The organism is Dyella sp. SG609, from assembly GCF_012275375.1.
Taxonomy (GTDB): domain Bacteria; phylum Pseudomonadota; class Gammaproteobacteria; order Xanthomonadales; family Rhodanobacteraceae; genus Dyella_D; species Dyella_D marensis.
Genome location: NZ_JAAZQJ010000003.1, coordinates 33,963 through 47,280, shown reverse-complemented (window position 1 = coordinate 47,280; position 13,318 = coordinate 33,963). Strand labels below are relative to the sequence as shown.

The 13,318-nt window shown below is 66.6% G+C and carries 12 protein-coding genes; 5 read left to right on the top strand and 7 right to left on the bottom strand.

Going from position 1 to position 13,318, the window contains the following annotated elements; all coding sequences use genetic code 11:
* Positions 1 to 38 precede the first annotated feature (38 nt).
* Positions 39 to 1,331 (bottom strand): homogentisate 1,2-dioxygenase, encoded by a 1,293-nt coding sequence (gene hmgA / locus FHW85_RS06530; protein WP_167257121.1) that lies wholly within the window; start codon positions 1,329 to 1,331, stop codon positions 39 to 41.
* A gap of 63 nt (positions 1,332 to 1,394) precedes the next feature.
* Entirely contained in the window at positions 1,395 to 2,489 is a 1,095-nt protein-coding gene (hppD, locus tag FHW85_RS06525) for a 4-hydroxyphenylpyruvate dioxygenase (RefSeq protein ID WP_168647750.1), read from the bottom strand.
* Between the two features lie 137 nt (positions 2,490 to 2,626).
* Between hppD and FHW85_RS06520 the strand changes: the two genes are divergently transcribed.
* Positions 2,627 to 3,154 carry a MarR family winged helix-turn-helix transcriptional regulator gene (locus FHW85_RS06520; protein ID WP_167257123.1) on the top strand — a complete coding sequence of 176 codons (528 nt, stop codon included), beginning with the start codon at positions 2,627 to 2,629 and terminating at the stop codon, positions 3,152 to 3,154.
* 66 nt (positions 3,155 to 3,220) lie between these two features.
* Here FHW85_RS06520 and FHW85_RS06515 read toward each other — a convergent pair whose 3' ends face one another.
* Positions 3,221 to 4,741, bottom strand: a complete 1,521-nt coding sequence (locus FHW85_RS06515; protein ID WP_167257124.1) for an oligopeptide:H+ symporter — start codon at positions 4,739 to 4,741, stop codon at positions 3,221 to 3,223.
* 219 nt (positions 4,742 to 4,960) lie between these two features.
* Complete coding sequence (locus tag FHW85_RS06510; RefSeq protein ID WP_168647749.1) at positions 4,961 to 5,809, bottom strand: tryptophan 2,3-dioxygenase family protein; 849 nt, start codon at positions 5,807 to 5,809, stop codon at positions 4,961 to 4,963.
* A gap of 221 nt (positions 5,810 to 6,030) precedes the next feature.
* On the opposite strand from FHW85_RS06510, the gene pdhA reads away from it, so the two are divergent.
* From pdhA to FHW85_RS06490, 4 genes are all read left to right on the top strand, one after another.
* Positions 6,031 to 7,116 (top strand): pyruvate dehydrogenase (acetyl-transferring) E1 component subunit alpha, encoded by a 1,086-nt coding sequence (gene pdhA, locus FHW85_RS06505; protein ID WP_167257126.1) that lies wholly within the window; start codon positions 6,031 to 6,033, stop codon positions 7,114 to 7,116.
* A gap of 3 nt (positions 7,117 to 7,119) precedes the next feature.
* Positions 7,120 to 8,100, top strand: a complete 981-nt coding sequence (locus tag FHW85_RS06500) for an alpha-ketoacid dehydrogenase subunit beta (RefSeq protein ID WP_167257127.1) — start codon at positions 7,120 to 7,122, stop codon at positions 8,098 to 8,100.
* A gap of 163 nt (positions 8,101 to 8,263) precedes the next feature.
* The gene (locus tag FHW85_RS06495; RefSeq protein ID WP_167257128.1) at positions 8,264 to 9,649 is read left to right on the top strand and encodes a dihydrolipoamide acetyltransferase family protein; all 1,386 of its coding nucleotides are present in this window, start codon (positions 8,264 to 8,266) and stop codon (positions 9,647 to 9,649) included.
* A gap of 112 nt (positions 9,650 to 9,761) precedes the next feature.
* Positions 9,762 to 10,145, top strand: coding sequence for a VOC family protein (locus tag FHW85_RS06490; protein ID WP_168647748.1), 384 nt, complete (start codon positions 9,762 to 9,764; stop codon positions 10,143 to 10,145).
* A gap of 433 nt (positions 10,146 to 10,578) precedes the next feature.
* Here FHW85_RS06490 and FHW85_RS06485 read toward each other — a convergent pair whose 3' ends face one another.
* The 3 genes from FHW85_RS06485 to rocF are packed head-to-tail and all read right to left on the bottom strand — an operon-like array spanning position 10,579 to position 13,290.
* Positions 10,579 to 10,908: a hypothetical protein gene (locus tag FHW85_RS06485; protein WP_168647747.1), complete on the bottom strand. Its 330-nt coding sequence runs from the start codon at positions 10,906 to 10,908 to the stop codon at positions 10,579 to 10,581.
* Between the two features lie 53 nt (positions 10,909 to 10,961).
* Positions 10,962 to 12,332 carry a tryptophan--tRNA ligase gene (locus FHW85_RS06480; RefSeq protein ID WP_168647746.1) on the bottom strand — a complete coding sequence of 457 codons (1,371 nt, stop codon included), beginning with the start codon at positions 12,330 to 12,332 and terminating at the stop codon, positions 10,962 to 10,964.
* Between the two features lie 43 nt (positions 12,333 to 12,375).
* Positions 12,376 to 13,290, bottom strand: coding sequence for an arginase (gene rocF / locus FHW85_RS06475; protein WP_167257132.1), 915 nt, complete (start codon positions 13,288 to 13,290; stop codon positions 12,376 to 12,378).
* Between the last annotated feature and the right edge of the window lie 28 nt (positions 13,291 to 13,318).

The following is a 13,318-nucleotide window of genomic DNA, read 5'->3' as shown; positions in this document are numbered from 1 at the left end:
ATGCGCGCCTGCGCGCGCGTGGGGTCAATGCACGCGGATCAGCCGGGCTTGAAGTGCTTGCGGATGCCCTGCCAGCACTCGTAGTAGTTGCCTTGCAGCTGCGGCGCTTCCAGCGCCTGCCGGGTCGGCCGGATCACCTTGCGCGTCTCGAACATGAAAGCCATGGTGCCGGTGAGGTGATCGGGCTTGCTCACGTCCGCGGCCGAGGCCTTCTCGAAGCTCGCCGCATCCGGGCCATGGCCGCTCATGCAGTTGTGCAGGCTGGCGCCGCCCGGCACGAAGCCGCCCGCCTTGGCGTCGTAGGCGCCCTGGATCAGGCCCATGAATTCGCTCGCCACGTTGCGGTGGAAATACGGCGGGCGGAAGGTGTGCTCGGCCACCAGCCAGCGCGGCGGGAAGATCACGAAGTCGACATTGGCCGTGCCGGGCGTGTCGCTGGGCGCGGTCAGCACGGTGAAGATCGACGGGTCCGGATGGTCGACGCTGATCGAGCCCACCGTGTTGTAGGTGGTGAGGTCGTACTTGTAGGGCGCGTAGTTGCCGTGCCAGGCCACCACGTCGAGCGGCGAGTGGTCGATCTTCGCGGACCACAGCGAACCCTGGAATTTCGCGATCAGCTCGAAGTCGCCTTCGACGTCCTCGTACGAAGCATGCGGCGTGAGGAAGTCGCGCGGCAGGGCCATCGAGTTGGCGCCGATGGGGCCGAGGTCCGGCAGGCGCAGCAGCGCGCCGAAGTTCTCGCATACGTAGCCGCGCGCCTCGCCGTCCGGCAGCTCCACGCGGAAGCGCACGCCGCGCGGGATCACCGCGATCTCCAGCGGCGCCACTTCCAGCACGCCCAGCTCGGTGCACAGGCGCAGGCGCCCCTGCTGGGGCACCAGCAGCAGCTCGCCGTCGGCGTCGTAGAAGAAGCGCCCCTGCATGGAGCGGTTCGCCGCATATATATGTATGCCGCAACCGGCCTGCTCGCCCGCGCCGCCGTTGCCGGCCAGGGTGACCAGGCCGTCGACGAAGTCGGCAGGCTGCGCCGGCATCGGCCATGGGTCCCAGCGCAGCTGGTTGGGCGTGGCCGGGGCTTCGTCGAAACGGTTATGGAAACGCTCGTGCGCCAGCGGCTCGAACGGCCGGTGCATCGACGCCGGCCGGATCCGGTACAGCCAGCTGCGCCGGTTGCTGTGCCGCGGCGCGGTAAACGCGCTGCCGGACAGCTGCTCGGCATACAGCCCATGCGCCACGCGCTGCGGCGAGTTCTGCCCATGCGGCAGCACGCCGGCGACGGCTTCGGTGGCGAACTCGTTGCCGAAGCCGGATTGGTAGCCCTTCGTTTCCATCGATCGCACCCGTTGCTTGTCCGAGTATGCCCCTCCCCCGCCGGGGGAGGGATTGGCTACTTTTTACAGCACGCCGCGGCGCATCTGATCGCGCTCGATCGATTCGAACAGGGCCTGGAAGTTGCCTTCGCCGAAGCCCTCGTTGCCCTTGCGCTGGATGATCTCGAAGAAGATCGGGCCGATGTTGTTCTGGGTGAAGATCTGCAGCAGCTTGCGCTGCTTGGTCTCCGGGTCGGCGTCGATCAGGATCTTGTTCCTGGCCAGGCGCGGCACGTCTTCGCCGTGGTTGGGAATGCGCAGGTCGATCACGTCGAAGTAGGTATCCGGCGTGTCGAGGAAGGCCACGCCCTTGGCGCGCATCGCTTCGACGGTGTCGTAGATGTTGTCGGTGAAGCAGGCGATGTGCTGGATGCCTTCGCCATGGTACGCATCGAGATATTCGTTGATCTGCGACTTCGGATCGCTCGACTCATTCAGCGGAATGCGCACGATGCCGTCCGGCGCGGTCATCGCCTTGGACACCAGGCCGGTCTTGGCGCCCTTGATGTCGAAGTAGCGGATCTCGCGGAAGTTGAACAGGCGCTCGTAGTAGTCGGACCACTTCTGCATGTTGCCGAAGTAGAGGTTGTGCGTGAGGTGGTCGATGAAGGTGAGGCCGAAGCCGGCGGGGTTCTGCTCCACGCCCGGGATCGGCGCGTAGTCGCCGTCGTAGATGCCGCCCTTGTCGCCGTAGCGGTCGACCAGATACAGCATGCAGTCGCCGATGCCCTTCACCACCGGGGCGTTCACCGCCTTGCTCGCTTCCTTCTCGCCCACCGCCTCGCCGCCATTGGCCAGCACCTTGGCGTAGACCTCGGCGGCCGGCTGCTTGAAGCGGATGGCGAAGCCGGCGGCGCAGGGGCCGTGCTGGGCGGCGAAGGCGGCGGCGAAGGAATCGGGGTCTTCGTTGACCAGGAAGTTCACCCCGCCCTGGCGGTACACCGTGATCGGGCGGCGCTTGTGCTTGAGCACCGCGGTGAAGCCCATGCGGGTGAACAGGTCGTGCAGCTCGGCGCCGCGGCCGGCCGGGGCGGCGAATTCGACGAATTCGAAGCCGTCGATGCCCATCGGGTTCTCGAAAGTGGTCACCTGCATGCCAAGATTGGGCTGCGCGCTCATGGGGTATCTCCTGGTCGGAATGCCTGGGGGCGAGGTGGTTCGCTCCGCCGGTCGCGGCACCTGAAAAGGATGCGACCGCCGGTATGACCCGAGCGTTATAGTTACATGTGAAACCATTTGCAAGGAGTGGTGCAGCAGTGCCCGCCGATCAACAACACGTCCATCCGTCGGACCACGCCCCGCTGGAGCTCGAACGCTTCCTGCCCTACCGCCTGTCGATCCTGTCCAACACGGTCAGCCAGGGCATCGCCGACGACTACCAGGCGCGCTTCGACCTCAGCGTCACCGAGTGGCGGGTGATGGCCGTGCTGGCTCGCTTCGAAGGGCTTTCCGCCCGCGAGGTGGCCGAGCGCACGGCCATGGACAAGGTGGCGGTCAGCCGCGCCCTGGCCCGGCTGGTCGAGGCCGGCCGGGTCAACCGCGGCACCCACGAGGGCGACAAGCGCCGCTCCGTACTCGCCCTGAGCGAAGCCGGCTGGGAGGTGCACGACGTGGTGGCGCCGATGGCGCGGGCGCGCGAGCGCGAGCTGCTGGCCAAGCTGGACGCGGACGAGCAGGCCTGGCTGTCGCGCATCCTGGACAAGCTGCTGGGCCCGCCGGTGCCGCCTCGAAGCGGGGAACAGGGAACGGGGAACAGGGAACGGGAAAGCGCGGCATCGGCTTGAAGGCTTGGAAAAAAAGAGGCGGCATGCGCCGCCTCTTTTTTTGTTCCCCGTTCCCCGTTCCCGGCCTTACTTCACCCCATGCATCAGCCGGTTGATCAGCGGCGCCACCGCCAGCAGGATCGCCGCCGCGATGCCCAGCAGCCAGAAGCTGAAGGTGAAGCCGCTCAGCGCCGAGGCCACCGTCATGCCGGTGGTGCCGCTGACGTGGCCGGCGAAGATGCCCGACAGGTTGTTGCCGATGCCGGTGGACAGGAACCAGCCGCCCATGGCCAGGCCGACCAGGCGGCTGGGCGCCAGCTTGGTCACCATCGACAGGCCGATCGGCGACAGGCACAGCTCGCCCACGGTCTGCAGCACGTAGACCACCACCAGCGGCCAGAACGGGATCAGGCCCTTGTCGTCCACCAGGCTGGACAGCGCGTACATCAGCGCCACGAAGGCCACCGCATTGCCGAGCAGGCCGAAGCCGAACTTGCGCGGGATGGAGGGTTCCAGCTTGCGCTTGTCCAGCCAGCCCCACAGCATCGACATCGGCGGCGCCAGCAGCACCAGGGCCAGCGGCGCGACGGACTGGAACCAGCCCACCGGGAACTCCCAGCCGCCGAACATCTTGCGGTCGACGATGTTCTCGGCCAGGAAGTTGAACGAGCTGCCGGCCTGTTCGTAGAACATCCAGAACAGCACGTTGAACACGAAGATCACCAGCATGGCGATCACGCGGTCGCGCTGCACCTTGCCCTCGCGCACGCCGTCGATCATCAGCAGCACGCACAGGCCCACGAACAGCGCGCTGAGCAGCCACTGCAGCACCACGGCGCCGGCCTTGGCCATCACCAGGTAGACCAGCGGCACCGCCACCAGGCAGCCGATCAGCACGTAGACCACGCGCATGCGGCTGGCCTGGTCCGGCAGCGGGCGGCCCACGCCCTTGAGCTGGCGGCGGCCGAACCAGAACCAGAACAGGCTGAACAGCATGCCGATGCCCGAGGCCAGGAACACCAGCTTGTAGTTCTGCTGCATCGGGGTGTCGGTGAAGTAGCTGGCCAGCCAGCCGGTGAGCAGCGGCGAGGCCAGCGCGCCGGCGTTGATGCCCATGTAGAACAGGGTGAAGCCGCGGTCGCGGCGCGGGTCGCCCACGCCGTAGAGCTGGCCCACCATCGAGGAGATGTTCGGCTTGAACAGGCCGTTGCCGACGATGACCGTGGACAGGCCCAGCAGGAAGATGTCCTGGTTGGGCAGCATGATCATGAACAGGCCGGCCGACATCACCACCGCGCCGACCAGGATCGAGCGCTGGTAGCCGATGACCTTGTCCGCCACGTAGCCGCCGAACACCGCCGCCGCATACACCAGCGCCAGGTAGGCGCCGTAGGTGCGGCTGGCGAAGGCCTGGCCGGTGGGGCTGCCGCCGAAGAACTCCGCCACGATGTACAGCGTGAGCGCCCAGCGCATGCCGTAGAAGGCGAAGCGCTCCCAGAACTCGGTCATGAACAGCATCCACAGCGGACGCGGGTGACCCATGGTCTGGGGGTAGTCGGGCACCGTCGGCGCCGCCGACGTATGAGAAGCCGTGGTGGTATCGGTCATGCGATCCCCTGTTGTGCAGGCATGTCGAGCTGGAAAAAATGTACTGATCCGCACATCGCGTACAGACCGGAAATTCAAAACCCGCGACATGTAACCGGCCCGGCGCCGCGCCGTCAAATGCGGCGCAACATCTTGCGGAAAGCCCGGCAAGCCATGATCCGAAAGTGCGGATCGCAAAAAAAGCGGCTTTGCCGCTTTTTCAGACCACGCCGCCTCGGCTCAGGTGCCCAGTACCGTCCGCACGTCCAGCAATTCGGGGAAAAACTCCAGTTCCAGCGCTTTCTTGAGGAAGGCCACGCCCGACGAACCGCCGGTGCCGCGCCGGTGGCCGATGATCCGCTCCACCGTCTTCATATGGCGGAAGCGCCACTGCTGGAACTGCCCTTCCACGTCCACCAGCTGCTCGCACATGTGGTACTCGGGCCAGAATTCTGCGCGGTTTTCGTAGATGCGCTTGAACACCGGCAGCAGGCCGTCGTTGCGCTGGTGCGGCTGGGTAAGGTCGCGCGCCAGCAGCTCGGCCGGCACGGCATGGCCGCGGCGCGCGAGATAGGCCAGGAATTCGTCGTACAGGCTGGGCGCTTCCAGCACCTCGCGCAGCGCGGCCTGCGCCGCCGGGTCGTAGGCGAACACCGCCAGCATCTGCGCGTTCTTGTTGCCGAGCAGGAATTCGATCTGCCGGTACTGCAGCGACTGGAACCCCGAGGAAGAACCCAGGATGTCGCGGAATTCCAGGTATTCCGACGGGGTGAGCGTCTCCAGCACGCCCCACTGTTCGTACAGCTGGCGCTGCACCTGCTTGACCCGCGCCAGGATCTTCAGGCACGGATCGATGTCGTCCTTGTGCAGATGATCGATGGCCGACTTCAACTCGTGAATGATCAGCTTCATCCACAGCTCCGCCACCTGGTGCTGCACGATGAAGAGCATCTCGTCGTGATGCGGCGGCTGGCTCAGGGGCTGCTGGGCGGACAGCAGCGCGTCCAGCCGCAGGTAGCCGCCGTAGGTGAGCCGGCCCTGCAGGTCGGTCTCGATCCCGGCTTCCAGGTCGCGCCGATTGTCGGTCATGACGTTCCGATCACAGGTAAAGCACGCATGTTACCTGGGTTTAACGCAAGCCCCCCAACCCTCGCTACATGCTGCACCGTGCCTTGCGGCGCAACATGCCCGCCTGCTTCAATTGCCGTCTTGTCAGGGCCCTACAGGCGCGCTTGACCCCACTGGATGGGTCGCCGCCGGCTCGCAACTCCCTCACCCGTTTTCGTCTTTACTCACTCCCGGAGCGAGTCGTGTCCATCGCCGCCAAGTTCGAAATCGAATACCTGCAGTATCTCGATGCCGAGGGCAACCAGGTCCGTGACGACCTGCCCGCCTTCGCCAAGGACCTCGACCACATGGTCGAGCTGTACAAGCTGATGCTGTCCACCCGCGTGTTCGACGCCAAGTCGGTGGCGCTGCAGCGCACCGGCAAGCTCGGCACCTATGCCAGCTGCCTGGGCCACGAGGCCGCGCACGTGGGCATCGGCAGCGCGATGAAGCCCGAGGACGTGTTCGCCCCCAGCTACCGCGAATACGGCGCGCAGCTGTACCGCGGCGTGCAGCCGCGCGAGGTGTACATGTACTGGGGCGGCGACGAGCGCGGCAACGACTACCAGAAGGAACCGGCGCGCCACGACTTCGCCTGGTCGGTGCCGATCGCCACGCAGTGCCTGCATGCGGCCGGTTCCGCGCTGGCCTTCAAGATCCGCAACGAGAAGCGCGTGGCCGTGTGCACCATCGGCGACGGCGGCTCGTCCAAGGGCGACTTCTACGGCGCCATCAACATCGCCGGCGCGCAGAACCTGCCGATGGTGGCGGTGATCGTGAACAACCAGTGGGCCATCTCGGTGCCGCGCAAGATCCAGTCCGGCGCGCCCACGCTGGCGCAGAAGGGCATCGCCGCGGGCCTGTTCTCGATCCAGGTGGACGGCAACGACATCATCGCCGTGCGCAAGGCCATGGAAGACGCGCTCGACCGCGCCCGCAACGGCGAGGGCGGCAGCGTGCTGGAACTGGTCACCTACCGCCTGTCGGACCACACCACCGCCGACGACGCCCGCCGCTACCGCGGCGAGCAGGAAGTGAAGGACGCCTGGGCCAAGGAGCCGATGAAGCGCCTGCGCGCGTGGCTGGTGGCCAGGAAGGTATGGGACGACGCCAAGGAAGAAGCCTGGAAGGCCGAGTGCGACGAGTGGATGGACAACGAGGTCAACGCCTACCTCGAGACCAAGACCCAGCCCGTTACCGCGATGTTCGACTACACCTTCGCCGAAGTACCGGCGGACCTCGCCAAGCAGCGCGACCTCGCCCTTTCGCTCGACAAGAAGGCCCACTAAGCCATGGCACAGATCACTCTTATCGAAGCCGTCACCCAGGCGCTCGCCTACGAAATGGCCCACGACCCGAGCGTCGTAGTGCTGGGCGAGGACGTCGGCGTCAACGGCGGCGTGTTCCGCGCCACCCAGGGCCTGCAGGAGAAGTTCGGCGAGCTGCGCGTGCTGGACACCCCGCTGGACGAAACCACCATCGCCGGCGTCACCGTCGGCATGGCCGCGCAGGGCATGAAGCCGGTGGCCGAGGCGCAGTTCGAAGGCTTCATCTATCCGATGATGGAGCAGATCGCCTGCCACGCCGCGCGCCTGCGCAACCGCACCCGCGGCCGCATCACCGTGCCGGCCGTGTGGCGCGCCCCGTGGGGCGGCGGCATCCGCGCGCCGGAGCATCACTCCGAGGCGAACGAGCACCTGTTCACCAATATCCCCGGCCTGCGCGTGGTGATGCCCTCCTCGCCGGCGCGCGCCTACGGCCTGCTGCTGGCGGCGATCCGCGATCCGGATCCGGTGATGTTCTTCGAGCCCAAGCGCATCTACCGCCAGTACAAGGAAGAAGTGCCGGACGACGGCGAGGCGCTGCCGCTGGACGTGTGCTTCGTGCTGCGCGACGGCACCGACGTTACCATCGTCACGTGGGGCGCGCAGGTGAAGGAGGCTCTCGAAGCCGCCGACGAACTGGCCGCCGAAGGCATCAGCGCCGAAGTGATCGACGTGGCCACGCTCACCCCGCTGGATTTCGACACCATCGCCGAATCGGTGCAGAAGACCGGCCGCTGCGTGATCGTGCACGAAGCCCCCAAGACCGCCGGCTTCGGCGCCGAGATCGCCGCGCGCGTGGCCGAGGAATGCCTGTACGAGCTGCTGGCGCCGGTCGAGCGCGTCACCGGCTACGACACGCACATTCCGCTGTTCCGCCTGGAAATGAAGTACATGCCCAGCACCGAGCGCGTGGTCGAGGCGGCCAAGCGCACGCTGGCCGCGAGCTGAAGAATCACCTACGGAACGTCATTCCGGCGAAGGCCGGAATCCAGTGAAATACGTGGTGCGAAGCACGCAAAGCCTTTCGCGACAACCACGCATCATCGCTACTGGATCCCGGCCTGCGCCGGGATGACGAGCAGAAAACAAGCCTGATTACCGGAACCGACTCATGGCCGACATCAAGACATTCCACCTGCCCGACCTCGGCGAAGGCCTGCCCGACGCCACCATCGTCGAGTGGCACGTGAAGGAAGGCGACTACATCAAGCTCGACGCACCGCTGTGCTCGATGGAAACCGCCAAGGCGGTGGTCGACGTGCCCTCGCCCTACACCGGCACGGTGAAGAAGCTGTATGGCGCGCCGGGCGACATCATCGAGACCGGCGCCGCGCTGGCCGACTTCGAACCCGATCCGAACGCCAAGCAGCGCGCCGAGGCCGAAGCCACCGGCCACCACCACGGCCCGAAGAAGAGCGTGGGCAGCCCCGCGCCGGACAACGCTGCCAAGGTGGTCGCCTCCGACGAAGGCGGCGAAGTGGAAGCCAAGGGCGAGCGCGAGGACGAAGGCACCGTGGTCGGCGCCATGGTCAGCGGCAACACCGTGCACGTGGAGCAGGTCAGCAGCGCCGGCGGCGTGAAGGCCGTGCCGGCGGTGCGCGCACTGGCCAAGAAGCTCAAGGTCGACCTCACCCGCGTGCGCGCCACCGGCGCCGACGGCGTGGTCACCCTGCAGGACGTGAAGACCGCCGCGGCCAATGGCTCCGCCCCGCTGGGCGCCGCGCCGGCGCGCGCCGTGCCGGCTTCGGCCGGCCGCCACCTGGCGCCGGAACTGCCGGAGCCCGGTCCCGCGCCGTCGCGCACGGCCGTGTCGCTCGCCGGCAAGCCGGTGCGCACCGCGCCGCCGAGCGTGCAGGCCAGCGGCCAGCCGGAACAGCTCAAGGGCGTGCGCCGCAATATGGCGCGCGTGATGGCCGAGGCCCACGCCAACGTGGTGCCGACCACCCTGGTGGACGACGCCGACCTGCACGCCTGGATCGGCAAGCAGGACATCACCGCCCGCCTGATCCGCTCCATCGTCGCCGCATGCAAGGCGGTGCCGGCGCTCAATGCCTGGTTCGACGGCAAGAACCTCACCCGCACCCTGCATCCGCACGTGGACATCGGCATCGCCGTGGACACCGACGACGGCCTGTTCGTGCCGGCCCTGCGCAATGCCGACGTGCTGGACGGCGCCGGCGTGCGCGCGGCGATCAAGCGCCTGCGCTCGCAGGTGGAAGACCGCTCGATTCCCGCCTCGGAACTGAGCGGCTACACCATCAGCCTGTCCAACTTCGGCATGTTCGCCGGCCGCTATGCCACCCCCGTGGTCGTGCCGCCGACCGTCGCCATCATCGGCGCCGGCAAGCTGTGCCACGACGTGGTGGCCGTGATGGGCGGCATCGAAGTGCACCGCCGCATGCCGATCAGCCTCACCTTCGACCACCGCGCCGCCACCGGCGGCGAAGCCGCACGCTTCCTCAAGGCGCTGCTGGACGATCTGTCGCTGCCGAACTGAGGCTTTGCGATGGATGGAAAGAAAGGCGCCGCGAGGCGCCTTTCTTTTTGCTTGAGGGAAGCTCCACATCGCCGCGCCTATAGTGCGGCGAGCCTCATGCGGAGACCACGCCATGCACCACAGCCGCCTCAGCACCCTCGTCATCGACTGCCAGTCCGTCGACCTCAAGCAAGCCACCGATTTCTGGAGCAAGGCCCTGGGCAAGTCCATCGTCACCTACGATTCGGAAGGCGACGGCCAATACGCCGAACTGGCCACCCTGGCCGACGAACCGATCATCCTGCTGCAGCGCGTGGAACATGAGAGCCGCGTGCACCTGGATATCGAAACGGACGACCTGGAAGCGGAAGCCACGCGCCTGGAACAACTCGGCGCCAAACGCCTGGAATGCGTGCGCGGAAAATGGTGGGTCATGCAGGCCCCAAGCGGCCACCGCTTCTGCGTGGTGAAAAGGCAACGGGAGCAGTTCGGGCCGCATTTGAACAAGTGGGAGTGAGCTGGACCGCTGTCCTCAGCTTCAACTTCTCGCTCCGCCCGGCCCCTCACCCTGCCCTCTCCCCGGAGGGGAGAGGGGTGATGGCGTGAGGTAAGCAGGAACGAAGAACAAAAGCTGGCCCCGGTTCTTGAACGTCCTCTCGGCAACGGCACGTTGAAGCACGCGTTACGTAAACGCACTGCCGTTTCGTGTAGACCCAGGTTAATCAGGTTACCGCGGCCGCCCACCGCTCCTTCTAGTCGCGTCGCGAGCCTTTGCTCTTAGGCCATTCTCTCTTTGGTTACTTTCTCTTTGGGCCAGCAAAGAGAAAGTGACTCGGGCGCCGGCAGGCGTCCGAAATGCCCGCTGCATAAGCGGCCCATTCGCGATAACGCGAAAACCAAGCGATACAGTTACTGGATCCCGGCCTACGCCGGGATGACGAGCAGAAAAATCAGCCTGCGCGCTTAGGTCGCCAAATCAGCGCACGCAGCAACAGCGCCACGACCAGCACAGCGACACAGGCACCATACCCATACAACGCCGGCAACACCTGCTGCCAAATCGCCCCGCTAGGCGGCCCAAACTGCCCAACCGAGGGCACCACCGCCGCCTCAAACCCGGCAACCGCCGACCACCCAGCCGCCACCGCGGCAGCGATCACCGCCAGAAGATCGAACGCCCGCCGCGCCTTAGTGCGCGGCAGACTCTTCGGGTAGGCCCAATAAGCCCACCCCAAAATCAACAACCAAGGCGCCAGCAACAAAATCGCGAGATAACGCATCAGTCAGATCACCCCAGGAATCGTTTCATCGCCCCGCGTGACCCACCACGCGCTCACTCCTGCACGGACAGCTGATCCAGCGCCTCGCGCAACCGCTCCAGCGCCCCATCGCGGGCCGCCTCATCGCCATACTCCGGCGTGCTGCCGACAAACTCGCCATCCAGTTCCAGATGCAGCGCACGCGGCTGCACCTGCAGCACGGCCGCGGTAGCGCCAGGACCCTTCAGCTTCTTCTGGCAGGCACCCGCCGCCTTCGGATCGGCGAACGACTTCGACAGCAGCAGCTCCTCGCCCTCGGCGGAGAACAGGCGGAAACGGAAGCTACCATCGGCCTCGCGGAAACTGGCGAAGCGCGGCAATTTGCCCGCCCGGCCTTCGGCCTTGCCGGCCGCCGGCGCGGGAGCCGCCGCCACCGCGATGCCCGAACGCAGGCCGATCGCATCGCGCAGTTCCGCGATCTTCGGCCCCGCAATGGCGCGTGCCTTCAGCGCACCCTCGCGCAGAATCGCTTCGATGCGCTCGGGCTTCGACATCAGCTCGTCGTAGCGCTCGCGCATCGGCGCCACGTCCGCCTCGATGCGTTCGAACAGCACCTGCTTGGCCTCGCCCCAGCCGATGCCGTCGAGCAGCGCCTGATGGAAGGCGCCGGCTTCGGCCTCGGTGGCGAAGGCGCGGAAGATGGTGAACAGCGAGGAGCTGTCCGGGTCCTTCGGCTCGCGCGGCAGGCGCGAGTCGGTGACGATGCGCATGATGCTGTCGCGCAGATGCTTCCGGCCGCCGGCGAACAGCGGAATGGTGTTGTCGTAGCTCTTGGACATCTTGCGGCCGTCGAGCCCGGGCAGCGTGGCCACCTGTTCCTCGATCACCACTTCCGGCAGCACGAAATAATCGCCGCCGTAGATATGGTTGAAGCGCTGCGCGATATCGCGCGCCATCTCGATGTGCTGGATCTGGTCGCGCCCCACCGGCACCTTGTGCGCGTTGAAGGCGAGGATGTCCGCCGCCATCAGCACCGGATACATGTACAGGCCGGCGGTGACGCCCGCATCGGCGTCCTCGCCCGCGTCGGTGTTCTTGTCCACCGCCGCCTTGTACGCATGCGCGCGGTTGAGCAGGCCCTTGGCGGTGACGCAGGTGAGGAACCAGGTGAGTTCCGGAATCTCCGGGATGTCCGACTGGCGATAGAAGGTGACGCGATCCGGATCGAGCCCCGCGGCCAGCCACGTGGCGGCGATCTCCAGGCGCGAGCGCTCGATGCGCGCCGGGTCGTCGCTCTTGATCAGCGCGTGGTAGTCGGCCATGAAATAGAACGCATCCACTTCCGGACGGAGGCTGGCGGCCACGGCGGGGCGGATCGCGCCGACGTAGTTGCCCAGGTGCGGCGTGCCGGTGGTGGTGATGCCGGTCAGTACACGGGTTCGCATGTATATCTTCTTCTTGTCGTTATCGGGCTCGGCGGAATCGGGCTCAGCGGATCAGCGTGGATTTGCCGAACAGCGATTCGACCAAGTCCACCGCCAGCTTGGCGGTCTGGTTGCGCTTGTCGAAGGCCGGGTTCAATTCCACGATGTCCAGCGAGGCGAGGCGGCCGGTGTCGGCGATCATCTCCATGCACAGCTGCGCTTCGCGGTAGTTCGGGCCGCCGCGCACGGTGGTGCCCACGCCCGGCGCGATGGCCGGGTCGAGGAAGTCCACGTCGAAGCTCACGTGCAGATGGGTGTCGGCGTCGACGCCTTCCAGCGCTTCTTCCATCACGCGCTTCATGCCGGATTCGTCGATCTGGCGCATGTCGAAGATGCTCACGTGCGCCTCGCGCACCAGGCGCTTCTCGCCCTCGTCGACCGAGCGGATGCCGATCTGGCGGAACACGTCCGGCGTGGTCGCCGGCTTGCTGCCGCCGAGGCCGGTGAGCTCGTCCGGACCCATGCCGCACAGGCAGGCCACCGGCATGCCGTGGATATTGCCGGAAGGCGTGATCTGGGCGGTATTGAAATCGGCGTGCGCATCCAGCCACAGCACGCGCAGCTTCTTGTTCTGCTCGCGGCAGTGGCGGGCCACGGCGGTGATCGAGCCGATCGCCAGGCAGTGGTCGCCGCCGAGCATCACGGGCAGGCGGCCCAGGCCCAGTTCCGCATAGATCGACTCGTACACCGCGCGGTTCCACTCCACCACGGCGGACAGATGGCGATAGCCATCGCGCGGCGGTTCCCACGGATTCAGCGGCCCCTGCAGATTGCCGCGGTCGACCACGTCGATGCCGCGCGCTCTCAGCCGCGCCTGCAGATTGGCCACGCGCAGGGCCTCGGGGCCCATCGAGGCACCGCGATGCCCCGCTCCGATATCGGTGGGCGCACCGATCAGCGATACAGCCTGATTACCCATGCTTCCTCGGTCGTTCAAAGTCTTAAGG

Excerpts from the sequence above, each read along its gene's own strand:
- hmgA (WP_167257121.1), bottom strand. The coding sequence starts at position 1,331 with ATGGAAACGAAGGGCTACCAATCCGGCTTCGGCAACGAGTTCGCCACC.
- hppD (WP_168647750.1), bottom strand. The coding sequence starts at position 2,489 with ATGAGCGCGCAGCCCAATCTTGGCATGCAGGTGACCACTTTCGAGAAC.
- FHW85_RS06515 (WP_167257124.1), bottom strand. The coding sequence starts at position 4,741 with ATGACCGATACCACCACGGCTTCTCATACGTCGGCGGCGCCGACGGTG.
- FHW85_RS06510 (WP_168647749.1), bottom strand. The coding sequence starts at position 5,809 with ATGACCGACAATCGGCGCGACCTGGAAGCCGGGATCGAGACCGACCTG.
- FHW85_RS06500 (WP_167257127.1), top strand. The coding sequence starts at position 7,120 with ATGGCACAGATCACTCTTATCGAAGCCGTCACCCAGGCGCTCGCCTAC.
- FHW85_RS06495 (WP_167257128.1), top strand. The coding sequence starts at position 8,264 with ATGGCCGACATCAAGACATTCCACCTGCCCGACCTCGGCGAAGGCCTG.
- FHW85_RS06490 (WP_168647748.1), top strand. The coding sequence starts at position 9,762 with ATGCACCACAGCCGCCTCAGCACCCTCGTCATCGACTGCCAGTCCGTC.
- FHW85_RS06485 (WP_168647747.1), bottom strand. The coding sequence starts at position 10,908 with ATGCGTTATCTCGCGATTTTGTTGCTGGCGCCTTGGTTGTTGATTTTG.
- FHW85_RS06480 (WP_168647746.1), bottom strand. The coding sequence starts at position 12,332 with ATGCGAACCCGTGTACTGACCGGCATCACCACCACCGGCACGCCGCAC.
- rocF (WP_167257132.1), bottom strand. The coding sequence starts at position 13,290 with ATGGGTAATCAGGCTGTATCGCTGATCGGTGCGCCCACCGATATCGGA.